This window comes from bacterium, assembly GCA_023228325.1.
Lineage (GTDB): Bacteria > Auribacterota > UBA6266 > UBA6266 > UBA6266 > UBA6266.
Map to the genome: position 1 here is coordinate 1,170,716 of JALOBK010000001.1, position 19,284 is coordinate 1,189,999.

General features: G+C 43.6%; 18 protein-coding genes and 2 tRNA genes. 12 read left to right on the forward strand and 8 right to left on the reverse strand.

Translation table 11 applies throughout. The annotated features are described in order from the left end of the window. From M0R36_05595 to M0R36_05605, 3 genes are all read right to left on the reverse strand, one after another. Positions 1-1,839 carry a hypothetical protein gene (locus tag M0R36_05595; GenBank protein ID MCK9555271.1) on the reverse strand — a complete coding sequence of 613 codons (1,839 nt, stop codon included), beginning with the start codon at positions 1,837-1,839 and terminating at the stop codon, positions 1-3. A gap of 120 nt (positions 1,840-1,959) precedes the next feature. After that, positions 1,960-2,286 carry a hypothetical protein gene (locus M0R36_05600; protein MCK9555272.1) on the reverse strand — a complete coding sequence of 109 codons (327 nt, stop codon included), beginning with the start codon at positions 2,284-2,286 and terminating at the stop codon, positions 1,960-1,962. A 115-nt stretch (positions 2,287-2,401) separates the two neighbouring features. Then, on the reverse strand, positions 2,402-2,752 hold the full coding sequence (locus M0R36_05605) for a PilZ domain-containing protein (protein ID MCK9555273.1): 351 nt from the start codon (positions 2,750-2,752) through the stop codon (positions 2,402-2,404). Between the two features lie 163 nt (positions 2,753-2,915). Between M0R36_05605 and M0R36_05610 the strand changes: the two genes are divergently transcribed. From M0R36_05610 to M0R36_05630, 5 genes are read left to right on the forward strand one after another with little or no spacing between them, the layout of a single operon-like run. After that, complete coding sequence (locus M0R36_05610) at positions 2,916-3,887, forward strand: Gfo/Idh/MocA family oxidoreductase (protein ID MCK9555274.1); 972 nt, start codon at positions 2,916-2,918, stop codon at positions 3,885-3,887. 16 nt (positions 3,888-3,903) lie between these two features. After that, on the forward strand, positions 3,904-4,986 hold the full coding sequence (locus M0R36_05615; protein MCK9555275.1) for a DegT/DnrJ/EryC1/StrS family aminotransferase: 1,083 nt from the start codon (positions 3,904-3,906) through the stop codon (positions 4,984-4,986). Position 4,987: 1 nt separating this feature from the next. Further along, a complete protein-coding gene (locus M0R36_05620; GenBank protein MCK9555276.1) occupies positions 4,988-5,719 on the forward strand; it encodes a glycosyltransferase family 2 protein in 732 nt (243 codons plus the stop codon). 1 nt (position 5,720) lies between these two features. After that, the gene (locus M0R36_05625; GenBank protein ID MCK9555277.1) at positions 5,721-6,026 is read left to right on the forward strand and encodes a lipid-A-disaccharide synthase N-terminal domain-containing protein; all 306 of its coding nucleotides are present in this window, start codon (positions 5,721-5,723) and stop codon (positions 6,024-6,026) included. Between the two features lie 31 nt (positions 6,027-6,057). Continuing rightward, a complete protein-coding gene (locus tag M0R36_05630) occupies positions 6,058-7,458 on the forward strand; it encodes a glycosyltransferase family 39 protein (protein MCK9555278.1) in 1,401 nt (466 codons plus the stop codon). Here the strand turns inward: M0R36_05630 and M0R36_05635 are convergent. Both M0R36_05635 and M0R36_05640 read right to left on the reverse strand, forming a co-directional pair. After that, the gene (locus M0R36_05635) at positions 7,451-8,752 is read right to left on the reverse strand and encodes an FAD-dependent oxidoreductase (GenBank protein MCK9555279.1); all 1,302 of its coding nucleotides are present in this window, start codon (positions 8,750-8,752) and stop codon (positions 7,451-7,453) included. The two genes, M0R36_05630 and M0R36_05635, sit on opposite strands and share 8 nt — an antisense overlap. A gap of 52 nt (positions 8,753-8,804) precedes the next feature. Continuing rightward, a complete protein-coding gene (locus tag M0R36_05640) occupies positions 8,805-9,197 on the reverse strand; it encodes a TerB family tellurite resistance protein (GenBank protein ID MCK9555280.1) in 393 nt (130 codons plus the stop codon). A gap of 117 nt (positions 9,198-9,314) precedes the next feature. Here M0R36_05640 and M0R36_05645 point away from each other — a divergent pair. After that, positions 9,315-9,390 (forward strand) — tRNA-Phe (locus M0R36_05645). Positions 9,391-9,415: 25 nt separating this feature from the next. Here the strand turns inward: M0R36_05645 and M0R36_05650 are convergent. The 3 genes from M0R36_05650 to M0R36_05660 form a co-directional block, all read right to left on the reverse strand. Then, positions 9,416-9,491, reverse strand: a tRNA-Thr gene (locus tag M0R36_05650). 63 nt (positions 9,492-9,554) lie between these two features. Further along, positions 9,555-10,727 carry an AmmeMemoRadiSam system radical SAM enzyme gene (amrS, locus tag M0R36_05655; protein ID MCK9555281.1) on the reverse strand — a complete coding sequence of 391 codons (1,173 nt, stop codon included), beginning with the start codon at positions 10,725-10,727 and terminating at the stop codon, positions 9,555-9,557. An 87-nt stretch (positions 10,728-10,814) separates the two neighbouring features. Then, complete coding sequence (locus M0R36_05660) at positions 10,815-12,500, reverse strand: 4Fe-4S binding protein (protein ID MCK9555282.1); 1,686 nt, start codon at positions 12,498-12,500, stop codon at positions 10,815-10,817. A gap of 109 nt (positions 12,501-12,609) precedes the next feature. On the opposite strand from M0R36_05660, the gene M0R36_05665 reads away from it, so the two are divergent. The 6 genes from M0R36_05665 to M0R36_05690 are packed head-to-tail and all read left to right on the forward strand — an operon-like array spanning position 12,610 to position 19,221. After that, positions 12,610-13,056 (forward strand): SoxR reducing system RseC family protein, encoded by a 447-nt coding sequence (locus tag M0R36_05665; GenBank protein ID MCK9555283.1) that lies wholly within the window; start codon positions 12,610-12,612, stop codon positions 13,054-13,056. A gap of 13 nt (positions 13,057-13,069) precedes the next feature. Beyond that, a complete protein-coding gene (gene mtnP / locus M0R36_05670) occupies positions 13,070-13,933 on the forward strand; it encodes an S-methyl-5'-thioadenosine phosphorylase (protein MCK9555284.1) in 864 nt (287 codons plus the stop codon). A 21-nt stretch (positions 13,934-13,954) separates the two neighbouring features. Beyond that, the gene (locus M0R36_05675; protein MCK9555285.1) at positions 13,955-15,298 is read left to right on the forward strand and encodes an NCS2 family permease; all 1,344 of its coding nucleotides are present in this window, start codon (positions 13,955-13,957) and stop codon (positions 15,296-15,298) included. A 47-nt stretch (positions 15,299-15,345) separates the two neighbouring features. Next, on the forward strand, positions 15,346-16,938 hold the full coding sequence (locus M0R36_05680; protein ID MCK9555286.1) for a carbon starvation protein A: 1,593 nt from the start codon (positions 15,346-15,348) through the stop codon (positions 16,936-16,938). Continuing rightward, positions 16,935-17,597 carry a class II aldolase/adducin family protein gene (locus M0R36_05685; protein ID MCK9555287.1) on the forward strand — a complete coding sequence of 221 codons (663 nt, stop codon included), beginning with the start codon at positions 16,935-16,937 and terminating at the stop codon, positions 17,595-17,597. Before M0R36_05680 ends, M0R36_05685 begins: the two co-directional genes overlap by 4 nt. Further along, the gene (locus tag M0R36_05690; GenBank protein MCK9555288.1) at positions 17,551-19,221 is read left to right on the forward strand and encodes a carbohydrate porin; all 1,671 of its coding nucleotides are present in this window, start codon (positions 17,551-17,553) and stop codon (positions 19,219-19,221) included. The genes M0R36_05685 and M0R36_05690 overlap by 47 nt, the downstream gene beginning before the upstream one ends. The last annotated feature ends 63 nt before the right edge of the window (positions 19,222-19,284 follow it).

Genomic DNA, 19,284 nt, shown 5'->3' on the forward strand with positions numbered 1-19,284 from the left:
CTACTTTGTCAGGTTATATATGGCTTTGTTAACATTGCTCATAGCATCGCCGAGTGTTTCATAAAGCTCGTCCTTTTCGTTCAGGATTCCGTAGTTGCAATTTTCCCCGTCGGGCGGATTGGCTCTGCCTTCATAAGGCTGGTCGGTCAGTTTGAACCAGTGGAAACCGACAAGAAAAGGAAGCTTTGCCGTTTCGGTTACATAACGGGTGTAATATTCCGCCCTGTCCTTTTGCGTGAGAAGGGGTGTTCCCGCTCCCTTGATGTTGGGAAGTCCGCTGTCCATCGCTTTAAAAGAGAATTCGGTTATCATAATCGGCCTGTCGCTTAGTTTATAACAGCGCTTCAATGTTCTTTCCGCGGGGATCTGATCGTATATATTGACGGAGTTTATGTCTACGAATTTCCCTGATGCTGTCCATACCTCATCTGCTGTATTATACGCATACCGGCAGCCCAGTATCATATGATTGGGGTCGCAGTTTTTTATAGTTCTCGTTGTCACTTCGAAGTATCGCTCCGCCACCAGACCGAGGAAATCCAATTGGTCTCGGACAGCCTTATCGAAAAATCCTTTTCTCGCCGGAAGGGAGTTGATATTATTCCAGTCCGATGAATGGATGTTGTATACCTCATTGAGTTTTTCGACAGTCCCGTATTTATGCTTGAGCATTTCTATAGCGCAGGTTTTGCCTTTTGATTCACCTGATTCTATATAGCGGTTGAGCAGCGGTTTCGGGTTGTCTTCCCATCCCCCCATCCATTTCATTTCATTGTCAAGGAAGTAGCCCAGCAGGAGAGGGTCGTCTTTTCTCGCGGCACATTCCGTTTCTGCGATTTGTTCGCACCACGCAACGAACTCATCGGAAAAAACATCGGCAAAACATCCAATGCTTATGCCTCCCCGGTACAGCGCGTTATCGCCCATGTAAAGTATCTTTGTATAAGGCATGCCCGCATTAAATGTTTCATCATCGGACCAGCTGCCGACAGTGTTAAATCCCAGTCCCGCTATTCTTTTTATGGTGTTGTCCGCCCATTCGCCGCGTGTTTCATATTTTCCGGATACTGTATCGCGATAGCGCGCTGCGCCCGTATTCAGTCCTTCATCGCCGTTGTAGGCCATCGCGTTAACTCCCATGGAAATAAATGTGTTTCCCGCCGGATCGATTATCCACCATCTGTTTCTTATTTTTTCCACATGGAAAAAGCCTGTTTTTTTTCCTGTTATGTTTTCCCATCCCCCAAATGAGTCAATATTTCCGTTTTCAGGGAATTCAGGTATCCCGGCCGGCCGGGATATCGTGATTGAAAAATTTTTAAAACTGGCAGAGCCTTTGCAGTTTACCATGAACGGGCATATTCGTATTTCATCTACATTGTCAGGTACCTGAAACCGGCATTCCGTCTTATGCCAGATATGAGTCCCCTGCATAGTGGGAGAAGCTACATATCCCGCCCATTTCCCTTTTTCCCAGAACTCGATTTTAAGCTGTGCTCCACCCCATGGGCTTGAAGAAAGGATATCCTTTGTTTTTATCAGGCATTGCGCCTTATAGGTTTTATCTTTTCGAAAGCTTTTTATCGGCTGATACCATGTTGCGAGGGAAAAGGAATCAGGTATTGTAATGTTGAGATATCCGGATCTCTTGTTGAAGGTAAATTCAGCGGAGTCTTTCGGCTGCCATGTATTCCAGCTTTCAGTCCCGCCTTGCAAATTGCCGTTTTTGACGAGGTTGCTTTCTTCCATATCTGAGAAACGGGATCTTCTGACCGAAGCCAGGCCTGAGGTTGCGGCAATAAGAAAGATTATGATGAAGAAAAAAGTCCGGCTGCTCATACTGCTTCCTTTCGTTATAGTTTAAGGTTGGCAAGATTATACAGCACAATCAATCCGGCTGGCAAAATAAAAAAACCCCGGTGACAATAAGCCACCGGGGCGAAAAAACCAATGAAAAATTTATTCTTTACGCTCTATTTTATTGCAGATTTTTGTTTTCCAGTTTTCTACATGCTGACGTCCGGAAGGGCGGGCTGTAGATTGGTCTTCTGTCCTGCGGTCAGCTGCCCAGTCTCTTGCTCCGCCGGGTGTGCGTTCAAGTTTTTTGCCTTCAGTTTTACCAAGGGTATCAGATGTTTTCTGTTTAACACTTGAAGGGTTGATCTTCGGATGATCTGTTCCCTGGTAAGGCATGCCTCTTTCTCTCTTGCTTGTCACCGCAAAAGCAGGAACAGAAAGAGAAAGAACAAAAGCGATACAAACTGCCAAACAAACAAATTTCTTCATTCCACACTCCTTTTTTTTAATTTATCTGCAAATTATAGTTAAAGATGAAAAAATATTCAAGTCTTTTATATAAAGACATTATATTAGTTTATTGTCATTAATTCAAGACGTATTATCACCCCAGGTGAGCTATGAGCATTGTGGCGATATCTTCATACTCCTTATCGCAGGTCTTTGAGAATTTTATGCCGGTCATGATAAACTGTTTTCCTTTAAGGTCGAGCGGTCTTGACCACAGTGTTTTCCCCTTGATTTCAATGGGATTAATCATGTCTTTTGACTTAAAAGCAAGTATTACGTTGACATTCTGATTCAGAGAAACGGCGCTTACGATTTTAGCTCCCGCCCGTGATATATCGGATATATGGACATGTATGGGTTCGCTTTTGCCGATAAACCCCTTTTTGAAAACTTTTATAGTGCCCGAAATCTTTAAACGCTGGAATCTGCGTCTTTCGCCTTTCATGAACCCTTCCCTCTTCTCTTACTTTCTAATTTCCAGTATCTTACGATAAAACCTGAAGAATTATTTGTCAAGATATAATGTTTTATGTTGAAAGTTCCCGTTTAAATGCAGTAATATATCTAACTTAAGTTTAAAAATTAAATGTACTTATGGAGCATTAAAAATGAAAATATTACTTGCGGGTTTGGGAAGGTGGGGAAGCAACCATTTAAGAATACTTAAGATGCTTAACGCCGAGGTTTTTGTGGCGGATCCTTCCGGGCAGTCAAAAAAATATGCGTTGGACAACAATATTCCCGAGAAGAATTTTTCCGGTTCTCTGGATGATTTCATTGATAAAGTGGACGCGGTGGATATTGTCACTCCTGCCGATACCCATTACTCTTTATGCCTTAAAGCCATGCAGAAAGGAAAAGATGTTTTTATCGAGAAACCTCTCACTCTAAAATCTTCGGAATGTAAGAAGCTGTCTGAAACCGCCGAAGAAAAGAAACTGATCCTTCAGGTGGGACATGTTTTCCGCTTTGACCCCGCAACGGCATTTATGGTTCAGCAGATAAAGGAAGGGGTTCTGGGAAAAATCCAGTGGATGATAGGGAATTTTTACGGTTTTAAAAGGCCGAGAATGGATGCGGGAGTCACATGGTCCGATTCGCTGCATTTTATTGATTTGTTCAATTACCTTATGGGTAGTGTGCCGAAGAAAGTTTTAGCCAGGCTTAATGATAACCTGGGCAGGGGCATGGATGATGCTTCCTGGGTGTCTTTGATATATGAAAATGCGGAAGCCGAAGTAAGAGCAAATTATTTTCGGCCGCATAAAAAGAGAGAGGTTGTAATCATCGGCTCTGAGGCCACGCTGGAGTGTGATTTTAGTTCCTCTCAGGACAAAATTAAGATATACAAGAATACTCATATAAGAAATAAGAACACGTGGGTTGCGACTCAGGGAGAGGTTATCACGCAGGAAATAATGCAGGCGGAACCTCTTGTTCTGGAGTTGAACAGTTTTATTGATTGTGTAAAGACCAGGGAAAAACCGCTGGCCGGCGGATGGGACGGTTATAATGTGGTAAAAATAATTGAAGCGGCGTATGAATCCTCGAAATCCGGCGGAATTATTGATTTAGCTTGAAAGGAAGGTTCAGGAAATGGGAAAAATACCATTGTCAAAAGTATATGAATCGCAGGAAATCCGAAATAGTATCCTGAAGGTTATTGATTCGGGTAATTTTATTTTAGGGCCGGAGTCCGGGTCGTTTGAAAAAGAGCTTGCCTGTTATCTGGGTGTGAAAAGGTTTGTCCTTTCAAATTCATGGACATCCGCGGTCTATCTTCTATTGAAGGCCATGAATATCGAAGAAGGAAAAGAAATCCTTCTCCCGTCCCTGACCGCTTTTCCTTCCGTGGAGCCGATATGCCATGTCGGGTTAAAGCCGGTTTTTGTCGATATTGATGAAACTTATTGTATGGATCCTGATGACCTGAGGAAAAAAATAACTCCGGAATCCGCGGGTATTTTGCCCGTTCACCTGTACGGACAGGCTGCCAACATGGAAGAGATAATGGCTATCGCCGAAGAAAAAGGGTTGTTTATAATTGAAGATTGCGCGCAGGCCATCGGAGCAAAATATAACGGCAAGCAGGCAGGCAGCCTTACGATAGCTTCGGGTTTTTCATTTTACCCGTCAAAAAACCTTACCGTATATGGAGACGGGGGAGGAATTGCCACAAATGACGATTCTCTTGCCGACGAAGTGGTTGCGCTGAGGAATCATGGCAGAAAAAGTAAATTTTTCAATGATGAGATTGGTTTCAATATGAGATTCAACGAGATTCAGGCAGTTGTCGGCCGGTGCCAGCTTCGGGTTATTGATGAGTTAAACGCAAAAAGAAGGAAACATGCGGCAAGGTATTCATCTCTGCTGCAGGGAGTGGTAAAAATTCCCGAAATCAGGAAATTATCAGAGCATGTTTTCCATATGTATGTAATAGAAGTTGCCGATAGGGACAAACTTCGGGATTTCCTTAAGCAGAAGGGAATCGGGACCGGCATACATTATCCCGTTCCTGTCCATAAACAACCGGCGATAATAAATCTTTTTGGAGATATATCCCTGCCGAAAACGGAAGAAGCCGTTGATAAGATATTGTCTCTTCCGATGTTCCCCGATCTGACTGAAAAAGAGATTGATTTTGTGGCGGGATGCATCAAGGAATTTACAGGAAGATAATATGAAAAATTCCGAGACAGGCGTATACCTTTCAATTTGTGTCCCCGTTTTCAATGAGGAAGATAATATCCCCATTCTGGTGGATCGTATCGTTAAAGTTATGGGGAAAGAAAATTGCAAGTATGAAATAATTATGGTGGATGACTGCAGTACGGATAATTCATGGAAAGCGATGATTGAAGCGAAAACAAAATGCCCGTCCCTGCGCTGCCTTCAATTTGAAAAAAATTCCGGGGAAAGCGCGGCTGAAAACGCTTCAATGAAAGCTTCCAGAGGTGAAATCCTTATGACTATCGATGCCGACCTTGAAAATGAACCCGAAGATATTCCCGCGTTTCTGGAAAAAATAAGGGATTTCGATTGCGTCTGCGGAACCAGGGTGGGAAAAAGGAAAGACGGTTTTATTAAAAATATGTCTTCGCGGACGGCTAATTTTATCAGGAACAGCGTGCTCCAGGATAAAATTACCGATGCCGGGTGCACCTATCGCGCGTTCAGGAAAGAGTGTTTCGAAAGTATTGTTATGTATAACGGCTTTCACCGCTTTCTTCCGACGCTCTTTAAAATGAAAGGTTTTTCAGTCGCGGAGATACCCGTCGGACATTCGAAAAGGATGTACGGTAAATCAAAATACGGTGTCTGGAACAGGCTTTTTAAATCTTTTGCCGATATGCTGGCGGTCAGGTGGATGAAAAAACGGATGCTTAATTATTCAGTAAAACAGGAGAGATAAAATGAGCCAGATAGCGAATTATTTCTTTGAAATAGCGGGCAGGCTGAAAAGTCCATGGGCGATAATAGGGGCTGTGGGTATGATTTGTTTCAGTTCCAGGTTCCTTGTCCAGTGGATAGCAAGCGAAAAGAAGAAACAAAGCGTTATTCCGGTTTCCTTCTGGTATCTAAGCATTATAGGAAGCCTTCTTCTCCTGGCATACGGTCTTTTCTACGTAAGAGACCCGTTTTTTATCCTTGGTTATCTTTTTAACAGCGTAGTGTATTTCCGCAATTTGTATTTTATCCATAAGAAAAGAGTTGTTTGACCCTGCGATATTTAAAACACGGTAAAAGAAGTTGAAGACTTTTTTGTCAGATTATAAATTCGATATACTTGTAATTACCGCGGTTTTTATTCTTACTTCATTCGCGGGATATTGGAATATCCCCGTTGAAAGGACACAGGAAGCGAGGATTGCCGTTACCGCCAGGGAAGCATTGGAGGACGGCAACTGGCTTATTCCCACGCTTAACGGCGCCCCGAGATTAAAGAAACCTCCTCTCATGACATGGATAGTCGCTTTGTCATATAAATGTTTTGGAAAAATAAACGAGTTCAGCGCCAGGTTTCCTTCAGTCCTGTTTGCCTATATAGCCGCTTTGGGTCTTTTCTTTCTCGGTATAAGGCTTTTCGGGAGACTGGAAGCCCGGGTTTCATCGCTTGTGATGATTACGGCATTTCAATTTATAAAACATTCACGGCTGGCTGAAATTGATATGGCCCTTTTACTTTGTGTTTTATTCACGAAGATGTTCTGGTATCTGGCGCTTTCTTCGCGGGAAAGAAAGCGGTTATTTTATATTCTGGGGTACATTGCCGGGGCAGTGGCCGTTAATCTCAAAGGCCCCGCCGGTTTTGTTATCCCGTTTGTATCTTTTCTGACATTGCTTTTGCTGATGAAAAGATTCGATGAATTCAAGAAATGGCTTAATCCCGCCGGCATATTGCTGTGTATCGTCCTCAGTTCAAGCTGGTATCTGCTTGCCGTCTTCCATGAAAAAAGAATAGCATCCGCGGTATTCAGAGATGAACTTGAAATAGCATTTATCAAAGGGATAGACCACCCGGGCCCTTTTTATTACTATTTATACACTCTTTTTATTTGTTTTGCCCCCTGGACGGTATTTATGTACGCGGCGGCTTTTTTTGCGCTGGTAAAAAAGGAAAAAAACAGGGAGATGCTTTTTGTTCTGGTATGGTTTTTTGTTTCGCTGGTGCTTTTATCTTTAACGCCCAACAAGCAGCCTCATTATGCTTTGCTGGGGTTTCCTCCCATGGCGCTTATAACAGGCTGGTTTGCCGGTGATATCGCGAAGCGTAAAAGCGCGAAAAAATATCTTATGATAATAACCTGTGTCCTTGTGTCGGCGGTGACGGCGGGAGCGCTTGCCGATTCTTTCTTTCTTCATAAAAAAATATATCCGGATTCTTCTTTTAAGGGCTTTGCGGACAAGATAAAGGAAGATAAGATAGATATCCGGGATATATATACCTATAAGTTCATGAATGCCGAACTCATTTTTTACCTGGGCGGGCCGCTCCCGGTAATAAAACCGGATGAGCTCAGCCGGATCCTTAAGGACCGCGGGAATATGTATATAATAACAAGGGCGGAAGACGCGCCCGATTTACCTCAGGGCCGGGAACTTATAAGATACCGGTATGACGGCAGGATTTATGTTCTGCTGTCTATATAGATTCCACCGCTGATTTTGCGGCTTTTATGCCGCTCGCCATTTCATATTCCACAAACCCCGGAACGGGTGAAGGATCGCATAATCGGATGTTTTTTATCCGGTTAAAATAATTTTTGATTATGTTTATTTTGTCTTCAAAGCCGGCTTCATATACGGGAAGCGCTTCTTCGAATCGATGGACGTCCGCTCTTATAAATAATTTCGGCTCAGCAAGAGCCATTGTTTTCAGTTCATATAATGCCTTGTTTGTTATTTCTTCATCTGTTTTATCCCACAGTTCATCTTTGGAGTCACAGAAATATAATAAAGTTATGCCCGAACAGGTGTCATTCCTTCCGGCGTTAAAGAAAAAATGGGCTATTGAAGCGCCTATCCCGGGGTTGGATATGAATACGGGTCCTCGTCCGGCCCGGCCCGGAGCATTAATTAAGATATTGACGCATAAAAGGTTTCTTGCGCGCAGGCTTGATGACGCGTCCCTGACGTTTTGGGGAATCAGAGAGATAATTGAATTTATAAAATTATGAACCGGATATGCCAAAATCAGTTTATCAGGGAAATAATCCCTTGTTCCCGCCACTATTTTTGTGATTGTGTTCCGGGAGATCTCGGTTTCTTTGAGGGGCGCTTCAAATATGAATTTTGTGTTTTTGCGCTTTAAATATAAAAAAAGCCTGTCGGTTAACCGCAGAGGTTCCTTATCCGGGTAAAAAGTATTGTTTCCCGAAGTGAGACCGTTTTGCTCTATCGGGACCAGGAAAGAACTGAGGTTTGCCCATAAGAAAGGGCTCAGGTTTTTACAGGGCGCGCCGAACATCTTTTCCAGAAAAGCCCTGATAAAAAGCCCGTATAATCTTTCTCCGATATGTCTTGCCGCAAGATATTCCAATGTGTTTTCCGAGCCCCTCCTCCTGTCCGGGGCGCCAAACCTTTTTAAGAGGAATGATAAACTCCCGGGTATGCCCAGGAGCTTTATGACGGACATGAGGTTTTCGGGATAAGTCTTGAATCCGGTTTCAGTAAAAAATACAGGACGCAGGCTTATTGTCTTTATTCCCCCGGGATAAAGGTCCCGTGACATTTTCAGTGATTCAGGAGACTGCAATGCAAGGTTTTTGGGATATACGTCGAAGATGTTTTCGCCGGATTTAACGGTTTGTAATATCCCGCCCGGATTTTTCGCAGGGCTGAATACGATCGGGGAAACACCTTTTTTGCAAAGATAGTAAGCTGCCGACAACCCGCGAAGACCGGCTCCGGCTATTATAACGGTTTTATCCTTATCCTTTTCCATAATATATAATAATAGAATATGCCGGACTGCTATGGAGATTTTCCGGGAAAATTTATATAATATCCGCTTCCTGGAGCCCTAAAAAGGAGCAGGTTTCCTTAATGAGTTTTTCCTGAACGGGCGCAAAAGATTTATCAGAGCCGGAAAGCTTTTTTACCGCCGTGACTATAGACATCTTTTCCGCGACGGTATAGGATTCGCTGATTCTCTCTATTATTTCCACACCGGGCGATTTTTCCATTTCAACGGAAACAAAATGGTATATCTCATCTATATCGTCTTCGGTTGCGCCTTTTGCCTGCAGGAAATCGTTCAGGCAGTTAAGTTCTCCCATAGCAACGGAGCCGTCGGAAGCGGTCATCAGTACCCATAAGAGGGAAATGTCTTTTATAAGCTCTTTCCCTTTGTTTTTAACGGGTTTTTTTTCGGTTTTTTTGGTTTTCATTATAATTAATTATACTTCTTTTAATTTTATATGTAAAATTAAATAGTGATTTTTAAATACATTGACAGTATAGTATTAATATAATATTATTTCTTCCCTCTTTAAAAAGAACTTTGCGGCCAGATAGCTCAGCAGGTAGAGCAGAGGACTGAAAATCCTTGTGTCGGCGGTTCGATTCCGTCTCTGGCCACCATCATAAAATTTTCAATCTGCTTATCTGGAGCCCACGATCAGACTTGAACTGATAACCTGCGCATTACGAATGCGCTGCTCTGCCAGTTGAGCTACGTGGGCATTAGGATTGAGCAAGAATATATACCACAGCCGCGATTTTTTCAAGGCGAAAAAAGGTGTATTTTAAAAGTCCCACACTCCCTGTATACCGGCTCCGCAATATTTGCACTTCCCGTCTTTTATATTATTGATTTCGATGTAATATCCCGATCTTTTTATCAGCATGCGTTTACAATTGGGACAATATGTGTCGGAAAGGCCTTCTCCCGCGACATTTCCTATATAAACATATTTTATGCCTTTTGATTCGGCTATTTTTTTTGCTTCCAGGAGTGTTTTTACAGGCGTCGGAGGCCTGTTTCTCAGCTGGTAATGGGGATAGAATCTTGAAAAATGAACGGGCATTTCCGTGCCGATATTTGCCGCAATCCATGAACACATGTCATTTATCAGTTTTTCGGAATCATTAACGCCGGGTATTATCAGATTTGTCAATTCGGTATGTACATTTTCTTCTTTAAGTATTTTGAAAGTTTTCAGCACCGGCCGCAGGGATGAATTGGTATATTCGCTGTAAAAATTCTCGCTGAAACCTTTCAGGTCTACATTTGCGGCGTCGAGATATCCGCATAATTCCCTTAAGGGTTCTTCTTCTATGAATCCGCATGTTATCCAGACGGTCTTCAGCCCTTTCTGTTTTGCAAGTTTTGCCGTATCAAGCATATATTCGTAAAATACGGTGGGTTCTGTGTAAGTGAATGCTATCGATTCACAGCCTTCTTTCAATGCGTTTGAAACAATTTCTTCCGGCGGAACGTTAAAATGGCGCGTATTTTCGGGGTAAGACTGGCTGATCTCCCAGTTCTGGCAGAACATACAGCTTAGATTGCAGCCGGCCGTGGCAAGCGAAAAAGACATGCTTCCCGGCAGAAAATGGTAAAGGGGTTTTTTTTCTACGGGATCGATATGAATGGATACGGGTTTGCCGTAAACCAGGGAATAAAGTTTACCCCCGTAATTGACCCTGACTCTGCATATGCCTCTTTGGCTCTCCTTGAGTACGCACCGCCGCGGACAGAGTCCGCACTGCACGCTTCCGTTGTCCAGCGGGGAATAAAACATAGCCTCTTTTAAAGACAGGTCGGCTTTCAGGGCATCTGTCCTGGAGAAAGTCGTTATTTTGTGAACGGACCCGAGCAGGGAAGGAGCGGATTCTGTAAATCGTTTTCCGAGACCGCACACAATCAGTAACAGCACAGCCAAAAATAAAAAAGAGATTATAAGAGGTTTTTTCATTTTTTTATATTTTCTATTTTCTATCGGATAATTATATCCTGCGGATATATGAAAAAACAAGCATAGGTTAAAAAAACACGGGAAAGATCATTCTTTATTCCTGAATGAAGACAGTATCTTCTGGAAGGCTCCGGCGGGACAGAAAAACCTGCACCAGAACCGGTCAATGACAATCGATGACATAAAAGCCGTGACGACAATAAGCCATGCTATGAGATCCCCTTTTAAGCCGAACAATGTTCCGAAAGGCTCAAATCTGCTTGAAGGAATCCTTATATTGACGGTATACGCGGCAAGAATAACGAAAAGAAGGATGAAGCGGGTTTTTTCAAGCAGGCGCGAAAGAGGTTCCCTGATTATTATTTTTTTCCTGTTTAAGCGGCCCAGAAAGGACTGAAGCAGACCAAAAGGGCAGATAAAGGAACAATAAAGGTTGCCGAACGCGATTGTGAAAATGATGAGAGTTATTATAAATACAGGCAGAACAATATTGTATTGCTGCAGGATGTTGCCCGTTAGAAAATTTGCCAGGTGTCCGCCGGTCAACATCGTTTTTTTCCAGAAGCCCAGAACAAAGAGGGAGTATAACATGGTAAAATAACGCATACCTTCCCGTTTGAATAATACATATAGGGAAGCTGTAATAAACGGTAAAATTATTATTATAACCGATATAACGGATTTAAAATCCGCTTTTTCCCTTAAATATACGGGGTTTTCAAGATAAATGGATGCGCCGGCGTAGGATTTGAGGAAAGAGTCCAGTATTGCGGATGAAGAAATTGTTGCTCCCGAAACAGAATCCAGCCCGGCGCGTTTCTCTTTAAAATTTTCCGGGCAAATGCCTTTAAATTTTTCGAAAAAACCTGATTCTCCGATTAGTTCCGCATATGGGCATGTTTCATTATGTTCGATTAATCTGAATTCTTCAACCTTTAGTCCCGGGTCTGTTACTATGGCGGTTATCAGCCGGCCGCCGAAACCTGTAAATTTCCCGAAACCTTCGGAGAGGATTATATAACCCGTTATTTTATGGTCTTTATAACAGCAAAAAACGTAATCGTTAAAGGATGAAGGCTGTATAAGATCTGCTTCGGGCGCCAGAGATATGACATCCTGCCGGCCGGGGGAATCAATATTCCCGGTTTCTATTATCTGGTTTTTGACTGTTGCCGCCCCGATTATAAAAAAGTAAATGGCAATAAGGACTGAGATTATGCGTGTTGCGGTTGACAAAAAACGTATTTTAACCAGATAAATGCCGAATATAGAAGGCAGCATAACCAGTGTTGTAGCGGCGAAGAATGAAGCAAACATAATAATTCCGTAAGTGGGTGAAGATAGCCTTAAAACAGCCGTTATTAATAGTATAAATGGAGGGCATAGATTGATTCCGGCTGTAAATCCCAGTAAAAGTGGGATATGGTATATCTTATTAAGAGGTTTTCCGCTGATACATGGCTTATTGGCCATACCTCCGGAATGTATAAGAAACAGGACTATAACGGACATAGTTATAAGAAGGACGCCTTTAAGTAATTGGGATAAAGGAAAAGCGGAAATATAATATCCCGTCAATACGGTTAATGTTCCGAAAAGCATGTAAGCGATGAATCTTCCCAGGGAAAACAAGGCGAAGATTACGAATGCATGGAAAAGGTTCTTTTTCCCGCTAAAGGAAAAAACCGGGATCAGAAAGGGAAGACATGTCGCCCCGCATGCTATGCCTGTAGACAGGCCGAGAATAAAACCTTCAGAAATATATTGAATCATAAGAAAATAATTTAATAAAAGTTTATTTGAATTATCGCCTTTTAGTATAATATCAAAAGACAAAATTAAATTCTTTATTATTTTATATTGATATTCAAAGGTTATATGAATGATTAAAGAAGAAACAGGAACCGTAATAAGCGTTGATGAAAAAGAGGTTGTAATCAGGGTTGACGCCGCATCCGAATGTTCAGCCTGCGGGATGTGCCGGGGCAGTAAAACTTCAGGCGAGTTATCCTGCGGTGTTTATCCGGGCGCCAGAAAGGGAGACAGGGTAAAAATTCGTATTAATACCGCAGAAAGATTTTTTTCGGCCCTGTTTACTTTTTTCCTGCCGGCTTTTTTTCTCGTTTTATTTTTGACAGCGGGTGAAAATATTTCTCAGAGCGCTAAGATTATGAGCCCTTCATCGGTCAAGTTTCTTTTTCTGTTCCTGGGAATGCTTTCCGGCGGCTTGTCAATGTATTTAGGGAATATATTTCTGAAAAAACAGGTGAAATACAGGCCTGAAATTATCTGTAAAATAAGCGGCTCGGACATGAAAAAAGACAATTAAACAGGAGGGCTTAATGGTAAAGATCGGTGTTATCGGCGGAAGCGGGCTGTATAAAATAGACGGGATTACCGGATTAGAGGAAAGAAAACTTGAAACCCCTTTCGGCCTGCCGTCGGATAATTTTATTACCGGAAAAATAGGCGGAGTTGAAGTTGTCTTCCTCCCGAGGCACGGCAGGGCCCATGATGTAATACCGGGCGACATTAATTACAGGGCCAATATTTACGGAATGAAAAAATTGGGCGTCGAAAAAATACTGTCTTTCTGCGCATGCGGAAGCCTTAAAGAAAATATCAAGCCCGGCGATTTTGTAATTCCCGACCAGCTTGTCGACAGGACTAATTCCGGGAGAAAAGCGACATTTTTCGGTGAGGGAATAGTCGCCCACATCCCTTTTGCCGAACCGTTCTGCGATGAACTCAGGAAAGTTGTTTATGATAAGGCTGTTGAGGCGGGGATCACGGTTTATGGCAAGGGGACATATGTTAATATCGAGGGGCCCGCTTTTTCGACAAAAGCGGAATCGCATTTGTACCGTTCGTGGGGCATGGATATTATAGGCATGACCAATCTTGTCGAAGCGAAATTGGCCAGAGAAGCCGAGATATGTTACTGCACGGTGGCAATGGTTACGGATTACGACTGCTGGTACCCCGACCATGAAAGCGTTACGCTCGAGATGATTGTGGAATGTCTTAATAAAAACAGTTCCAAAGCCAAGAGTCTGGTAAAAGTCCTTGTTCCCGAGCTTGCAAAAACGGATAGGACCTGCCAATGCCGGAACGCGCTGGCGGCTTCCATTGTTACTGCGAAGGAAGCAATACCGGCGGCGACAATCAAGAAACTGGATATAATAATAGGCAAATATTTTAAATAAAGCATGTTAAAAGGGCGGGCAATGCTGGAACGGTTTTTTAAACTGAAGGAAAAAGGCACAAATGTCGGCACGGAATTTGTGGCGGCTGTCACGACTTTTCTCACAATGTCTTATATTGTTTTTGTGCAACCCGCTATTTTATCTGCTGATTTTAACGGAAATCCCACGGGGATGGATTTCAATGCCGTAATGATTGCCACCTGTTTGTCTGCGGCAATTGCCACGTTTATGATGGGTGTTTATGCCAATTATCCGATTGCCCAGGCTCCGGGAATGGGGGAGAACATTTTCTTTGTATCGGTTATTATGTCCATTTCCGCGATGGGAGTGCAGAACTCATGGCAGATAGCTCTGGGAATAGTTTTCCTGTCGGGCGTTTTGTTTCTTCTGGTGGCTTTATTTAATATAAGGGCAAAATTGCTGAATGTTATCAGTCCCAGCATGAAAAACGCGATAGCCGTGGGAATAGGTCTATTCATAGCCTTTCTCGGTCTGCAGAAAGCTAAATTGATTATTGCCGGGCCCGGGACACTTATCCAGATGAACAGCGATATATTATCAAAAGACATAGGTATTTTTGTTTTCGGCCTTATTTTAATAGCTGTATTTCTTATGAGGAGGGTCAGAGGGGCTATTCTTATAGGAATAATATGTTCGGCCGTTCTGGCCGCGGTTTTGGGTAAAATCGAGTTTGCGGGACTGGTTTCAAGACCGCCGTCTATTGAGCCGACTTTTTTCAAAATGGATATCGCGGGGATATTTAAAAAACTTCCCTTTCAGGATTACCTGTCTTTTATAATCATTTTCCTTTTCATGGATGTTTTTGACACGATAGGGACAATAATAGGAGTAAGTGAGCAGGCGGGCCTTATCGTGGACAATAAGTTGCCGCGCGCGAACAGGGCGTTGATGTCGGATGCTGTCGGCACTGTGGCCGGCGCCTGTCTGGGCACAAGTACTGTGACAAGTTATATTGAAAGCGCATCGGGAGTCGAAGCAGGCGGAAGGACTGGCCTGACAAGTGTTTTTATATCGATGTTTTTTGTCTTTGCCGTATTTTTCAGCCCGCTGATAAAAACCATTGCGTCTTATGAAGCTATTACGGCTCCGGCTCTGGTAATAGTAGGGGCTATGATGACAAAAAATGTTGTTAATATCAAATGGACGGATTATTCCGAATCCATACCCGCGTTCCTTACTATGATGGGCATTCCTCTGACTTGTTCCATTTCCAACGGTTTGGCGTTCGGCTTCATAGCGTATCCTGTGATGAAACTTTTTTCGGGCAGAATCAAAGAAACGAGCTGGCTGGCTTATCTGCTCGGCGCGGTGTTCCTTTTAAGGTATCTGTTGTTTAAAGTTTAGGAAAGGTTTGTTCTAACATGAGTTCTCTATGGATCTTGTCCTTTAGCATGCTGCTCATCGCAGTTTCATATTTTACCTATGCGAATTACATAAGAAGCAAATTGATAACGAATATTCACAGGCCGACCCCCGCGAGAACCAGAGAGGACGGCATCGATTATGTGGTGACAAACAGGTATGTTTTGTTCGGCCATCATTTTGCCTCGATCGCCGGCGCCGGGCCTATTGTCGGGCCGATAATCGCGATAAAATACGGGTGGCTTCCATGCGTTCTATGGATAATAATGGGCTCCATATTTATCGGCGGCGTCCATGATTTTGCCTCCATAGTAATTTCGGCCAAGAACGACGGAAAGTCGATAGGCACCATAATAGAAAAAGACCTGGGGAAAAAAGGAAAGTTTTTTTTCCTGGTTTTTTCATGGTTCACATTGCTTCTGGTTATCGCGGTCTTTGCCAATCTTGTGGCCCAGACATTTGTAGGGCGCGACGGAGGCCCGGTTGCGACTGCTTCGCTGATGTTTATGGCGGTCGCTGTCATTTTCGGCCTGGCAAACAGGTTGAACCTGGTTAATTTGTGGGTTTCGACACTATGCGGTGTCATACTGATATTTATCTGTATGTGGATAGGGGTTAAATATCCCATTCCGGTTGATGTTTTCGGCGGTAGTACGGAAACTGTCTGGAAATTGCTTCTTCTGTTTTATGTTGCCATAGCTTCTATAATACCTGTCTGGGTCCTTTTGCAGCCCCGGGATTTTTTAAATTCTTTCCTCTTGTTCGCCTTGATAAGCCTGGCGTTGGCCGGGCTGGTTTTTTATAATCCTGAAATGAAAGTTCGGGCTTTTAACGGGTTTATTCTTGATAATGAACCTCTTTTTCCCATTCTTTTTATAACTATCGCCTGCGGCGCCGTATCAGGTTTTCACTCCCTGGTTGCGTCAGGGACCACTTCAAAGCAGATAGATTCTTTTAAGGACGCCAAGTTTATCGGTTACGGCGGAATGCTGCTGGAAGCCGTTCTTGCGGTAATAGCGCTTATTGCCGCCGGGTATATGACAGGCCGGCCGGGCGGTAACGGGAGCGCTGTTGAGATATTCGCGAACGGCGTGGGTAATTTTCTCACGAAAATCGGCATCCCTGAGGAAACAGGGATAGTATTTGCTTCTCTGGCCGTAGCTTCGTTCCTTTTGACGACGCTTGACACCGCGACGAGGCTGGCAAGATATGCTTTCCAGGAATTTTTCGAAAAAACAGGAAGTTCCGAACAACCTGTTCTGGCCAACAACAGGTATATAGCGACTTTAGTCACGGTGTCAGTGAGCGCCCTGCTGATATTCAGCGGAGGCGTTAATGAAATGTGGCCGATATTCGGTTCCTCCAACCAACTGCTTGCCTGTCTTGCCCTGCTGGCTGTTGCGCTCTGGATGTCCAGGCTCTCGAGGGCGAAATGGTTTTTACTGTGGCCGTTTGTTTTTATGCTTGTTGTTACCCTTTCTTCTTTGATAATACTGCTGGTCAATCACTTTAAGACGGGGAATTATCTTCTTTCCGCGATTTCCCTTTTTCTTTTTATTGTAGCTGTTCTGCTGGTAATCAATTCCTGTAAAATAATGGTAAGACAGAGGAGAAATTTATGAGTCCGCGCGAGAATATTTTAAGGAAGGAAATAATCTTTATCGGAAAGTTAATGCACGATAAAGGTTTTGTTTCCGCTTCAGACGGCAATATCGCGTGCCGCCTTTCAGGGAACAGGATTCTTTCCACCCCTTCCGGCAAACCCAAAGGGTTTCTTTTCCCGAAAGATTTAATAATAACGGATTTGAACGGGAAAAAGATTTCTGGAAAGGGGAACCCGACCTCGGAGCTTAAGCTGCATCTCGCGGCATTTAAAAAAAGACCGGATATCAGCGCTTCTATACATTCGCACGCGCCTTTTGCGGTTGCCTGCAGCGTAGCGGGAATCGATCTTGGAAAAATCGTCCTGCCGGAAGTCTATATGATTTTCGGTAAAATTCCTGTTACGGCTTATGCTACTCCGAGCAGCGGCGAAAGCCCGGAAGCGACGGCGGAATTCATAACAAAATGTGATGCGATGATAATAGACAGGCACGGAACGCTCACCGTAGGGCGGACTTTGATGGAAGCTTATATGAAGCTTGAAAAGCTTGAGCATTTTGCGTTTATTATGTTTATTTGTTCGCTGAAAGGGCATGTCAAAACTTTAAGCGGGCGGCAGCTTAAAAAAATAGATGAAGTCAGGAAAAAATACGGAATTAATACGAAGAGGTATATTTGACCGGATGAGAAGGCTGTGTAATTTCCCTCTTGTTTTTGCGATGGTTGTTATTTGCAGTTTGATAAACACAAAGGCGCTTTCGGGAAGCGATGAACAGATTGAACTGCTGAAAGAACAGATAGAGCTTATGAAAAAACAGCATACGGAGGAGATGAAAATTTTGCAGGAACGGTTGAAATCCCTTGAACAACAGGTTTCCCGGATGAAAGAAGGAGGGGAAGAAATACAAAGCATCGTGACGGAAGCGAATGAGAAAGATGCGGTTAAAGACAGGGAAGAAATCTCCAGGGAAGAAGGTATCCCGGTAACGGTTTTAGCGGCGCCGGGAAAACAACCCGAAACGCTTCCCTCAAAGAAAGAGGCGGCTCCGTATAAAGACCTTCTGAAATCGAGCACTCCTTTCTTTGACAATCTGCCTTCTTATGTTACAAGAGGATTTGAATTCCACGGGTATCTCCGTTCGGGTTTCGGAATTAACGGCGAAGGGGGGGACCAGGTGGCGTTTATAGCGCCCGGCGCGGACGCGAAATACAGGCTGGGCAATGAGACAGAAACATACGGCGAACTGGCATTCGTTAATAATTTCAAACCCGAACAGCCGGACGGGGCTCAATTTAAAGTTCAGGTCAGGGTTGCGTTTCATACAGAGCAGCTTAAGAACTGGGATACGGAAGACGATAAATTTATGATAAGAGAGTCATTCGTTGAAGCAGGCAATCTCGGGTGGGATTGGTCGCCCGAGATCAAGTTCTGGGCGGGGCAGAGGTTTTACAAAAGGCATGACATACATATAAATGATTTCTATCCGTTTGATATGAGCGGTTACGGCGGGGGAGTGGAAGATATATCCCTTCCTTTTGACGATGCTAAGCTTGCTGTCGCTTACATCGGAGGCTCAAGCGACAGTTATGAATTTCCCCGCAGGGGAAGGATAGCGAAGAATACGATTGATATGAGAATCTATGATGTGACGGTCCCTTTTGGAAAAGGGATGTTCTGGTTGGCCCCTTCCGGTGTTAAAGGGGATACTTACAGCAATAACGGCGCGGATATCAGTTATCCCGGCACGGGAGGGTTGGCTACGGGATTTATGCATGTCCATAACTATGACCCGACAGGTTATAATCAGATAACAGTTCAATACGGCAAAGGAAGCGGTTCTAATTTCGGCCCCACGCTTCAGGATCCGACTCCCGGACTTAAGGATTCATGGCAATGGAGATTCACGGAAAGTAATGTTATCCAGATTGGCGACCATTTTACAATGATGAGCGATTTCATTTATCAGGTCAAAGATGAAGGGCAGCCCGGCGATTCGAGGATAACGTGGATTTCGGCGGGCGCAAGGCCTATTTATTGTTTTACGGAGAACCTGGCGATTGCGTTTGAGGGAGGCCTTGACTATGTGGATAGCGAGTTGGGCGGTTATCACGGTTTGTTATATAAATTTACCGTTGCGCCGGAAATAAGGATAGACAATACATTTTTCGGGCGGCCTGTAATCCGCGCTTATTTTACATATGCCGGATGGACAAATGAATTTAAAGGTCTTGTCGGCGGTTCCGCTTATGAGACCGATAAAGACGGAATATCGGTAGGTGTCCAGGCGGAAGCCTGGTGGTAATATACACAGAACAGGAAGCAGACAAGCAAAAGAGAAACAGACGAAGAATTTTAAGCGCTTATT

Excerpts from the sequence above, each read along its gene's own strand:
- M0R36_05595 (MCK9555271.1), bottom strand. The coding sequence starts at position 1,839 with ATGAGCAGCCGGACTTTTTTCTTCATCATAATCTTTCTTATTGCCGCA.
- M0R36_05600 (MCK9555272.1), bottom strand. The coding sequence starts at position 2,286 with ATGAAGAAATTTGTTTGTTTGGCAGTTTGTATCGCTTTTGTTCTTTCT.
- M0R36_05605 (MCK9555273.1), bottom strand. The coding sequence starts at position 2,752 with ATGAAAGGCGAAAGACGCAGATTCCAGCGTTTAAAGATTTCGGGCACT.
- M0R36_05610 (MCK9555274.1), top strand. The coding sequence starts at position 2,916 with ATGAAAATATTACTTGCGGGTTTGGGAAGGTGGGGAAGCAACCATTTA.
- M0R36_05615 (MCK9555275.1), top strand. The coding sequence starts at position 3,904 with ATGGGAAAAATACCATTGTCAAAAGTATATGAATCGCAGGAAATCCGA.
- M0R36_05620 (MCK9555276.1), top strand. The coding sequence starts at position 4,988 with ATGAAAAATTCCGAGACAGGCGTATACCTTTCAATTTGTGTCCCCGTT.
- M0R36_05625 (MCK9555277.1), top strand. The coding sequence starts at position 5,721 with ATGAGCCAGATAGCGAATTATTTCTTTGAAATAGCGGGCAGGCTGAAA.
- M0R36_05635 (MCK9555279.1), bottom strand. The coding sequence starts at position 8,752 with ATGGAAAAGGATAAGGATAAAACCGTTATAATAGCCGGAGCCGGTCTT.
- M0R36_05640 (MCK9555280.1), bottom strand. The coding sequence starts at position 9,197 with ATGAAAACCAAAAAAACCGAAAAAAAACCCGTTAAAAACAAAGGGAAA.
- amrS (MCK9555281.1), bottom strand. The coding sequence starts at position 10,727 with ATGAAAAAACCTCTTATAATCTCTTTTTTATTTTTGGCTGTGCTGTTA.
- M0R36_05660 (MCK9555282.1), bottom strand. The coding sequence starts at position 12,500 with ATGATTCAATATATTTCTGAAGGTTTTATTCTCGGCCTGTCTACAGGC.
- M0R36_05665 (MCK9555283.1), top strand. The coding sequence starts at position 12,610 with ATGATTAAAGAAGAAACAGGAACCGTAATAAGCGTTGATGAAAAAGAG.
- mtnP (MCK9555284.1), top strand. The coding sequence starts at position 13,070 with ATGGTAAAGATCGGTGTTATCGGCGGAAGCGGGCTGTATAAAATAGAC.
- M0R36_05675 (MCK9555285.1), top strand. The coding sequence starts at position 13,955 with ATGCTGGAACGGTTTTTTAAACTGAAGGAAAAAGGCACAAATGTCGGC.
- M0R36_05680 (MCK9555286.1), top strand. The coding sequence starts at position 15,346 with ATGCTGCTCATCGCAGTTTCATATTTTACCTATGCGAATTACATAAGA.
- M0R36_05685 (MCK9555287.1), top strand. The coding sequence starts at position 16,935 with ATGAGTCCGCGCGAGAATATTTTAAGGAAGGAAATAATCTTTATCGGA.
- M0R36_05690 (MCK9555288.1), top strand. The coding sequence starts at position 17,551 with ATGAAGTCAGGAAAAAATACGGAATTAATACGAAGAGGTATATTTGAC.